The sequence below is a fragment of the Nitratidesulfovibrio oxamicus genome (assembly GCF_015731765.1).
Classification (GTDB): domain Bacteria; phylum Desulfobacterota; class Desulfovibrionia; order Desulfovibrionales; family Desulfovibrionaceae; genus Cupidesulfovibrio; species Cupidesulfovibrio oxamicus.
The window spans coordinates 1-8,005 of record NZ_VRYY01000053.1 but is presented as its reverse complement, the minus strand read 5'-3'; the positions used below and the strand labels follow the sequence as shown (position 1 = coordinate 8,005).

Here is an 8,005-nt window from a genome sequence, read left to right as displayed (position 1 = left end):
CGGCGGCTCCCGCCGCCACTCCGCCCCGGTCCGCGCAGGTGCTCCAGCCCGTGGCCCCCGCCGCCGCACCCGGACGCCCCCTGCGCAAGACGCTGACCATCACGCTCGAATACGACGCCATGCGCGAGCCCGCTGTATTGGCCTCGCTCCGGCATCTCGAAAGCCTTTGCGCGTCGTTCACCCGCACCCCCGGCATGCGCGCCGCGTAGCCGGAAAGGAGGCCCCATGGCCCGCAGGAAGAAGGAAAAGGCCCCGGTTCAGGCCGATCTCCCCGAGAACACCGTCTTCATCACCGTCACCGCCGACATCCTTCAGGAGACCGACGCCGCAATCCTCATCCGCTGCGGCGAGGTCGAGGACTGGTTGCCCCTCAGCCAGATCGAATTCACCGGCACCAAGGGCGACACCGGCGTGGTCATCAACCTACCCGAGTGGCTGGGCGACGAGAAGGGCCTGACCGACGGCATGGGCGCGGCCCCGGCTCCGGTCGATGCCGAGCATGACGACGCCTCCGGCGAAGACGACGCGGCAACCGAAGAACCCGGCGCGTCGGCGGTTGCCAATGACCAGAACTGGCTGCGGCAGGAAACGATCACCGTCACGCAGGAACTGACGCAGGCCGAGAAGGCCGAGTACGCCGACGAGATGGCCCGGCTCGATGACGAGATCGAGGAACTGGAAACCGAACGCGACCGGGTGAGCAAGGCGTTGAAGAAGCAGATCGACGCCAAGGAAGATGAACGCCGCGCCCTGTCCAAGGTCGTGCGCGAAGGCACCGAGACGCGCGAAATCTTCTGCGACCTGGTGGCCGACTACAACACCTGCGAAATGGTCTGGACCGACGCCCATCCGCCCCACGAGGAAGTGCGGCGCCGCAAGATGACTGCCGAGGAACGGCAACTTCCCCTGACCATGAACACCCGGCCGGACCCGACGGGCCAGTCTGCTGACCACGAGCCCGACAGCGGCGAGGAACAGCCCGATGACGCCCCCGGCTTCGATGCCCACGACGCCGAGGCGACCGGGGATGACGCGCCGGGCGATGACGGCCCGGACGATTCCGACCTTGATCCCGACTACCCCCACATCCCGCCCATGGCCGCACACGCCGAAGCCGAAGCGGTGCAGTAACCGACCACCCCTGACCCAAGGAGCAAGACATGACTGGTGAAGCTGGTTTTCTGGGGATTCTGGCCAAGATGGGGATGGAGGACTGCGCCTGCGAACGGAAGCGCGCCAACTTCCCGAAGTTCGAGAACGAGGGCGATGCCCTTGCCTACGCCAAGCGCATCGCCACACTCAAGCCCGGCGAGATCGTGATGTTCGGCAATCAGGACGAAGACCTCACCACCGCCGTGTACATGCGCCCCGTTGAAGGTGGCCAACGGGCGTTTGTCCTCAAGCTGGACGGGGACAAGGAAGTCTCGGGAACGGCGTGCCCCTGGGCCGCCCTGTGGTTCCCCGACATGGTGAAGGCCTCCTGACCCGGCACAGCCGTGGCGACCGGGCATCCTCCCTTCCGTGCCGGGTCGTCACGGCCAACCGGGCAGCGATCACACGCAACTAGCAGGGCCTGTCTCGCTGTCCGGGCTTGAGGAGCCCGCCGGGGGGTGCAAGCCCCCCGGCAAAGGAGGTCACCTGAATGCATGAAGGCAACGAGGCCGCACCGGCCAAGAAGCCCCGCCCCACCAAAAACTTCGCTGCCATCAACGGGGCCTGCAAGATGGCCCGACTGACCGACGGCAGCAAACCCAGGGCATGCCCCCATTGCGGCACCAACTCCAAACTCCGGACGTGCCCGTTCTGCCACCGCAAGAAATAGTTCCCTCCCCCCAACACCCGCAGCGACAAAACCTCCCTCCTCCGTCGCTGCGGGCACTCCGGCCACACCACCCCGGTGTGGTCGGACGGGAGAAAACAAACAGGAATCTCAATGGCACTTGCATATTACAACGAGCATGACCCATTCGCTGCTGCATGGCTGCGCGAACTCATCAAGGCCGGGCACATTGCTCCCGGGGAAGTCGATGAGAGGAGCATTGAAGATGTCGTTCCAACTGACCTTGCCGGGTTTAACCAGTGCCACTTCTTTGCCGGTATCGGGGTGTGGAGCTATGCCCTGCGACTTGCCGGATGGCCCGACAACAGACCTGTGTGGACCGGCTCCTGTCCTTGTCAGCCTTTCAGCGCGGCAGGCAAAGGCGTTGGGTTTGCTGACGAGCGGCATCTTTGGCCAGCATTCTATCATCTCATCTCGCAGTGCCGCCCTGATGTCGTCTTTGGAGAACAGGTTGCAAGCAAAGACGGTCTTTCTTGGCTCGACCTTGTACTCACTGACATGGAAGCGACGGGTTACGCCTGCGGGGCGGTCGATACCTGCGCTGCGGGCTTCGGCGCGCCGCACATCCGACAACGCCTGTATTGGGTGGCCGACGCCCCAAGCTCACGACACAACCGGGAGATCGGCGGGCCAGAAGGAAAAGCACGGGACAAGACACGGCTGTGCATGTCTGGTGCGGAGTGCAGAGTTTGCGGGGTGGCCAACGTGTTCAGCACGGGATTGGAAGGATACGCCGGGGATGGCGCAGGAAGCGTTCGACAAGAGCGGGAAGTTCCGCAACCGCATCGACCAATTGGCGCGGACGGCGTTTCTGTCAGGCTGGGCCACCCCAGCCGCGGCAGATGGAAACGGCGGGAAGCGCCCGCACCCGGAAACGAGCATGTCGGGGCAGCACCCGAGCGGACGCAAGGTGAACATGGGGCTGGCCTCGCAGGCGCACGTGGGCTTCCTGAGCTCGGAACCGGCCCGACTAACGGTCACTGGCGAGATGCTGACTGGCTATTCTGCCGGGATGGAAAATGGCGGGCAGTTGAACCCGGCTCATTCCCGTTGGCTCATGGGACTCTCGCCCGTGTGGGACGACTGCGCGGCTACGGCAATGCCATCGTCGCGCCACAAGCGCAGGCATTCATCGAAGCATATCTAGCGTGTCACCCCGCTCACAAGGAGATGTAGGACATGCACCCCACAACCGGAAGCAACACACCACAGCCATCTACCCGACTGTGCGCGCCCCTCCCGGCTCTCGGCCCCCTCATCTCCCCCGAAGACCTCGCCGCGTCTCTTGGCTGGACGGTGAAACGTCTGTATGCCCACGCCAAGGAACTTGGCGGCATCAAACGCGGGCGCGCCTGGCTGTTCTATTCGGCCAACGTCGAACGCGCCCTTCAATGGAGGAATGATGCCAATAACGAGGAAAGACCGGCACGGAAAACCGGTGATCTATGGGAGGGTGAAGCTTCCGAGCGGGAAGCACCGGGAGCATCGTTGCACCACATGGCGGGAAGCCGTGGCGTGGGAAGAGAGCGTGAAGGTGACGCAGCCCGATACGGTGACCGGCACGGTCTCCTTGGCGGCGCTCTTCACGGCGTACCTGGATCACGTGCAGGCGCGCGGCATGGCGGACAAGACGTACGGGGAGAAGAGACAGGCGTTTCGTGAACTGCTGGCCGACGTGAAGCCGTCCCTGCCTGTCCAGCGCGTGACCTACGCCCTGATCGAGGCGCACCTGGACGGCATTGCCCGGCGCATCAGCGGCGCGCAGGCCAACCGGCGGCGCAAGAACATCCTCGCGGCCTATTCGTGGGGCGTGCGCGCCTTCAAGCTGCCAGAGCCATGCCCGTGGCGCGTGGAGCGGTACAGGGAAGACAAACGCCCGAAATACGTCCCGACACCCGAGGACTTCTGGAAGGTCCACGACGCGGCGAAGTCACCGGATGAACGCGCCATGCTGTTCACGGCGCTGCACACGGCGGCCCGCAAGGAAGAGTTGTTCCGCATGCAGCGGAACGACCTCGACTTCGCCAACCGCCGTCTCCGGCTCTGGACGCGGAAACGCAAGGGCGGCGGGCTTGAAGAGGACTGGATACCCATGACCCAGGCCCTGCACGATTGCCTCTTGCGCCACCGCCTGCAAATGGGCTTCCGCGAGCATGTCTTCGTCAGCAGCCGGGGAACCCCTTGGGTATCCGCAACGCACCTCATGTACTCGCTGTGCGACAAGGCTGGAGTGCGCCGCTTCGGCTTCCACGCAATCAGACACCTGAGCGCGTCGATGCTCGACGGGGCCGGGGTGCCGCTCTCGGTGATCCAGGCCATCCTGCGCCACCGGAGCGCCCTGACCACCTCGCGCTACCTCACCTCGTTGCGCGGCGTGCAGGCGTCCCTGGACGGGGTGTTCGACAGAACAAAAAGTGAGTCACCAAGTGAGCCATGCTTGGCGGCTACTCACTTGGTGACTCACAACTAGTTGCAAACAATGGTGGGCGGTGAGGGGATCGAACCCCCGGCATTCGGCTTGTAAGGCCGACGCTCTACCAGCTGAGCTAACCGCCCCGGTAGGCAAGGCAATCCTGGCAGGATACTACGTCATGTCGCCCGAAAGCGCCATGCCCCGCCCCTCTCCGTTTGGCAACGGACGGCTGCGGCTTGCTGCAACCTGCTGCCGCCCGTGACGGGATACTGCTCTTAGTGCAGGGGCGGCGGTCATGTCAAACACCTTGTGCTTTTGTACTGGACATTGTGACGTCGGATATCTATGTAGCACTCGCGGCCCTGTGTCCGCCGTGCCACCGCCCTCAGCGGCGTGCGGACACCGATGCACGCGCCGACTCGCGAACCGGCCGACGGACCGTGAATCCGCCCCTCATGCCCCCCACAGCCCCCCGCACGTTGCGGCAGGACATCTCCCTGCTGCTCCGCTCCGCGCCGCCCAAGGCGCGCGCCGCCATTGTCGCCCTGCTGCCCGCTGCCAAGGCCGTGCTGGACACGGGCTGGCGTCCCGACATGCACGCCGCGCCCATCCGCAACTGGCGCGACCTGATACAGTTGCTGTCCGGCCTCACCGCCCAGCGCCACGACGCGGAAACCCTGCTGCGCGTCACCAGCGAACTGCTTGGCATCGCCGACGAAATGGCCCCGCCGGAAATGGTCCTGCGCGAAAGCGCAGCCGTGCTGCTGCGCGCCTTTCACGCCGACATGTTCGTGTGCCGCCTGCGCGACGACGACGGCGAATGGCAGATCATCGCTGCGGAACGCGCCGACGGCGGGCCCATCCCGCTCTTTTCGCCGGTGCTGGAAGAAGGGCTGGCCGGGCACCCGGTCATGCGCGCGGTGTGCGACGGCACCCGCCACGTGCTCTCCAACAACCTGATGGGCATGGACCGCGGCGGCGATTCGTACGACTGCATGGCCTACAAGGTGGGCTACCGCTCGCGCCTGGCCTTCGTGCTGCGCGACCGGGGCGGGCGCCCGCCCTTCGGGCTGGTGCTGCTGTATTCCGAGCGCGAACACGGCTTTGACAGTTACGACGCCCGCTTTCTGGCCAAGTGCTCGCGCATCGTGGCCCTGACCACCGGCAGCCGCGTGGCCGTGGCCCGCGATGCGCTGGAAAAGGCCGCCGGGGCAGTGGCCCACCACGGTAACAACGCCCTGGCTATCCTGCGCAACCATGCGGAATACTGCGCGGAACTACTCGACGACATGGCCGACGACTGGGACGACGCCGTACACGCCGCCGACGAGTTGCGCGGGCTTTTGCCCGAAGGCTCCAAGGCCCACGCCGCCGCCGCGCGGCTGGCCAATGCCCTGCACGGCATGGACACCACGCAGTTGACGGAGCAACTGGACGGCGTGCTGCGTTCCACGCGGCGCATTGCCCGCATCATCGACGCGCTGGAGGAATCGGCCGAAAAGCCCCGCCTGATGCACTACGTGCTGGGCCGCCATGTGCTGGACCTGGGCAACCCCGCCGACGAGGAAGAGGAAATGGAAACCCTGCGCAAGACCTGCTGCACGGCGTAACCGGCGCGGCAGGATGCGCGGGCAGCCCCTGCGCCCCTTTTCCCCTGCTCCGCATGCCTCGGCCCGCCGATCGAAATTCCCCGGCATGGCCGGAACGAAAAGAGCGCCGATGGATGCGACCCACCGGTGCTCTTTTCGTCATTCCGTCCGGCAGCCCCCCGCAGGGAACCCGCCTGAAAATCCCGCTCTACCCGGCATGGCCGCAACACCGGCCCGATCCGGTTCAACCTGGCCCTGCACGGGCCAGTCTGGCCCAGGTCGTCCCAGTTTGGCCATGTCGGCTCTGTCTGGCCGGTACCGGCCCGATCGGCTACTCGTCCCCGTCCTTTCCCCTCGTTCCGCCCCTTCCCCCGGCCCCGCTGTCGTCGTCCTCGAAGGCCCGCCCCTTGTGCTTGGGGGCATCACGCCGCTTGCGGCGCTTGTCCTCCTGCACACGGGTGCGCAGATCCAGCGGCACGTCAAGCAGGGCATCGCGCCGGGCGGCGCGCAGGGCGCGGCGTTCCTCCTCGGTCAGGCCCGCTTCCGAAGCGTCCCTGTCGGCACCCTTCATGTCGGCATCCTTCATGTCCGTCTCCCGGCAGGCCCGGCGGGCCTACAACCCGATGACCACCTTGGTGGCCACCGCGATCTGGTAGAGAATCTGCGACATGTCCTTGACCGTCTGCAGATTCTTGGAATCCACGCGCGGCAGCACCAGCAGTTGGTCGCCCGCCGCAATGGTGGTGTCGGACGTGCGGAACACCTCGCCGTTGGGGCGCACCAGCAGGATGTTGCCGGTGTCCGCGCGGTTGGTGTAGCCGCCCGCTCCCCGCACGTAATCCTTCAGGCGTCTGTCGCCGTTCCACACGATGGCCTGGGGCATCACCACCTCTCCGGTCACCAGCACCACGTCGCTCTTTTCGGGGATGACGATGACGTCGCCATCCTCCAGCGCGATGTCGGCCACCTTGCCGCCGCTGCCCACCACCACGATGCCCTCTGGCGTCACGTTGCGGGCCTTTTCGGCGAACTTGGCGATCATCTCCGCCTCGTGGTTGCGGATCTGCGCCTCTTCCGGGCTGGCCGAGGTGGCCGTGAACGAGCTTTCCTCCAGCCTGCGCAGGGCGTCCTCTATGGCGCGCTTCTGGCGGGCCGCCACGCTGCGCCGCTTGATGTACAGGCCGGAAAGGTCGGCCCTGTCGGCGTCCACGGCAATGTACTGCTGCACGTCGCGCAGGCGGGCGGTGCGCTTCAGCGGATAGCGCGATGCCCCCCGGATGGCTCCCTGCACCTCGACCATGATGGTGTCGCCGGGGGTGTCGGCCAGAAATTCCACCCGGTCGCCGTCGGCCAGCGGCAGGGTGCGAAATTCGCGCAGGGGCAGGTACAGGTTGAAGGGCGCGCCGTTGCGGGTGCCCACGATGCTGGCGTGCGAGGCCATGGCCAGCGGGTCGGCCATTTCGGCCAGCCTGGCTCCGGTGGCCTCGCCCTTGCGGAATTCGAAGCGCGCGGCGTTGCGTATCTCGCCGCTGGCGGACACGGCGGGGCCCTTTTCGCCCACCACGATGGTGTCGCCATCCAGCAGGCGCACCAGCGGCAGCGCGCCCTTGAGCGCGAAGGGATACAGGTCGAAGCTGCCCAGTTCCGCGCCGCCGCGCAGCAGGCGGATGGTGCGGTAGCTGCCGCGCCGGGGGTCGATGCCGCCCGCCCGGTCCAGGAAGGCCAGCACCGAGTCGGACGGCGAGCCGTTGTAGCGGCCCGGCTTCATGACGAACCCGGTGACGAAGACCGACACGGGCCGCCCGTCCAGCGGGCTGACGTAGACCTGCACGTTCTCCACGCCCGACGCGCTGAGCTTGCTGCGGATGGCCTCCGTCACCTGGGCCTGGGCAAGGCCCGCCACGGGCACGGCCCCCAGGTCTTGCAGGTCTATCTCGCCCGCGTCGTTCACCGTGACCACGCCGTCGAAGTTGCGGTCGCCCCACAGGCGCAGCACCAGCCGGTCACCAGGTGTCAGTTCACGCGCCTCGGCACTGCGGGCCTGCCCGAAGTTGCCCTGGAACAGGTTGGCGGCGAAGGGCGGCAGGTCGGCACCGGGAGCCTGGGCGGCCCCGGACGACGCGGGCGACTTGGCCTCGGACGGAGCGGCAAGCGCGGCGGTGC

8 protein-coding genes, 1 tRNA gene and 2 pseudogenes are annotated in these 8,005 nt (G+C 66.6%); 8 read left to right on the top strand and 3 right to left on the bottom strand.

Going from position 1 to position 8,005, the window contains the following annotated elements; genetic code table 11:
- The 7 genes and pseudogenes from FVW20_RS02580 to FVW20_RS19965 form a co-directional block, all read left to right on the top strand.
- Positions 1-209, top strand: a pseudogene (locus tag FVW20_RS02580) (DUF1351 domain-containing protein); the annotation flags it as partial.
- A 16-nt stretch (positions 210-225) separates the two neighbouring features.
- Positions 226-1,131 (top strand): hypothetical protein, encoded by a 906-nt coding sequence (locus tag FVW20_RS02575; RefSeq protein ID WP_196608163.1) that lies wholly within the window; start codon positions 226-228, stop codon positions 1,129-1,131.
- Positions 1,132-1,160: 29 nt separating this feature from the next.
- Complete coding sequence (locus FVW20_RS02570; protein WP_196608162.1) at positions 1,161-1,484, top strand: hypothetical protein; 324 nt, start codon at positions 1,161-1,163, stop codon at positions 1,482-1,484.
- Between the two features lie 158 nt (positions 1,485-1,642).
- Complete coding sequence (locus FVW20_RS02565) at positions 1,643-1,822, top strand: hypothetical protein (protein ID WP_116308221.1); 180 nt, start codon at positions 1,643-1,645, stop codon at positions 1,820-1,822.
- A gap of 111 nt (positions 1,823-1,933) precedes the next feature.
- Positions 1,934-2,383, top strand: a pseudogene (locus FVW20_RS20100) (DNA cytosine methyltransferase); the annotation flags it as partial.
- A gap of 196 nt (positions 2,384-2,579) precedes the next feature.
- Positions 2,580-2,987, top strand: coding sequence for a hypothetical protein (locus FVW20_RS19580; protein WP_231038801.1), 408 nt, complete (start codon positions 2,580-2,582; stop codon positions 2,985-2,987).
- A 381-nt stretch (positions 2,988-3,368) separates the two neighbouring features.
- Entirely contained in the window at positions 3,369-4,310 is a 942-nt protein-coding gene (locus tag FVW20_RS19965; RefSeq protein ID WP_196608160.1) for a tyrosine-type recombinase/integrase, read from the top strand.
- A gap of 10 nt (positions 4,311-4,320) precedes the next feature.
- Here FVW20_RS19965 and FVW20_RS02550 read toward each other — a convergent pair.
- Positions 4,321-4,396, bottom strand: a tRNA-Val gene (locus tag FVW20_RS02550).
- Between the two features lie 312 nt (positions 4,397-4,708).
- On the opposite strand from FVW20_RS02550, the gene FVW20_RS02545 reads away from it, so the two are divergent.
- Positions 4,709-5,863, top strand: coding sequence for a hypothetical protein (locus tag FVW20_RS02545; RefSeq protein ID WP_196608164.1), 1,155 nt, complete (start codon positions 4,709-4,711; stop codon positions 5,861-5,863).
- A gap of 310 nt (positions 5,864-6,173) precedes the next feature.
- On the opposite strand, the gene FVW20_RS02540 is transcribed toward FVW20_RS02545, so the two are convergent.
- Positions 6,174-6,428: a hypothetical protein gene (locus tag FVW20_RS02540; RefSeq protein WP_196608159.1), complete on the bottom strand. Its 255-nt coding sequence runs from the start codon at positions 6,426-6,428 to the stop codon at positions 6,174-6,176.
- Between the two features lie 27 nt (positions 6,429-6,455).
- On the bottom strand, positions 6,456-8,005 hold a 1,550-nt coding region (locus FVW20_RS02535), incomplete at its 5' end, for a polysaccharide biosynthesis/export family protein (RefSeq protein ID WP_196608158.1).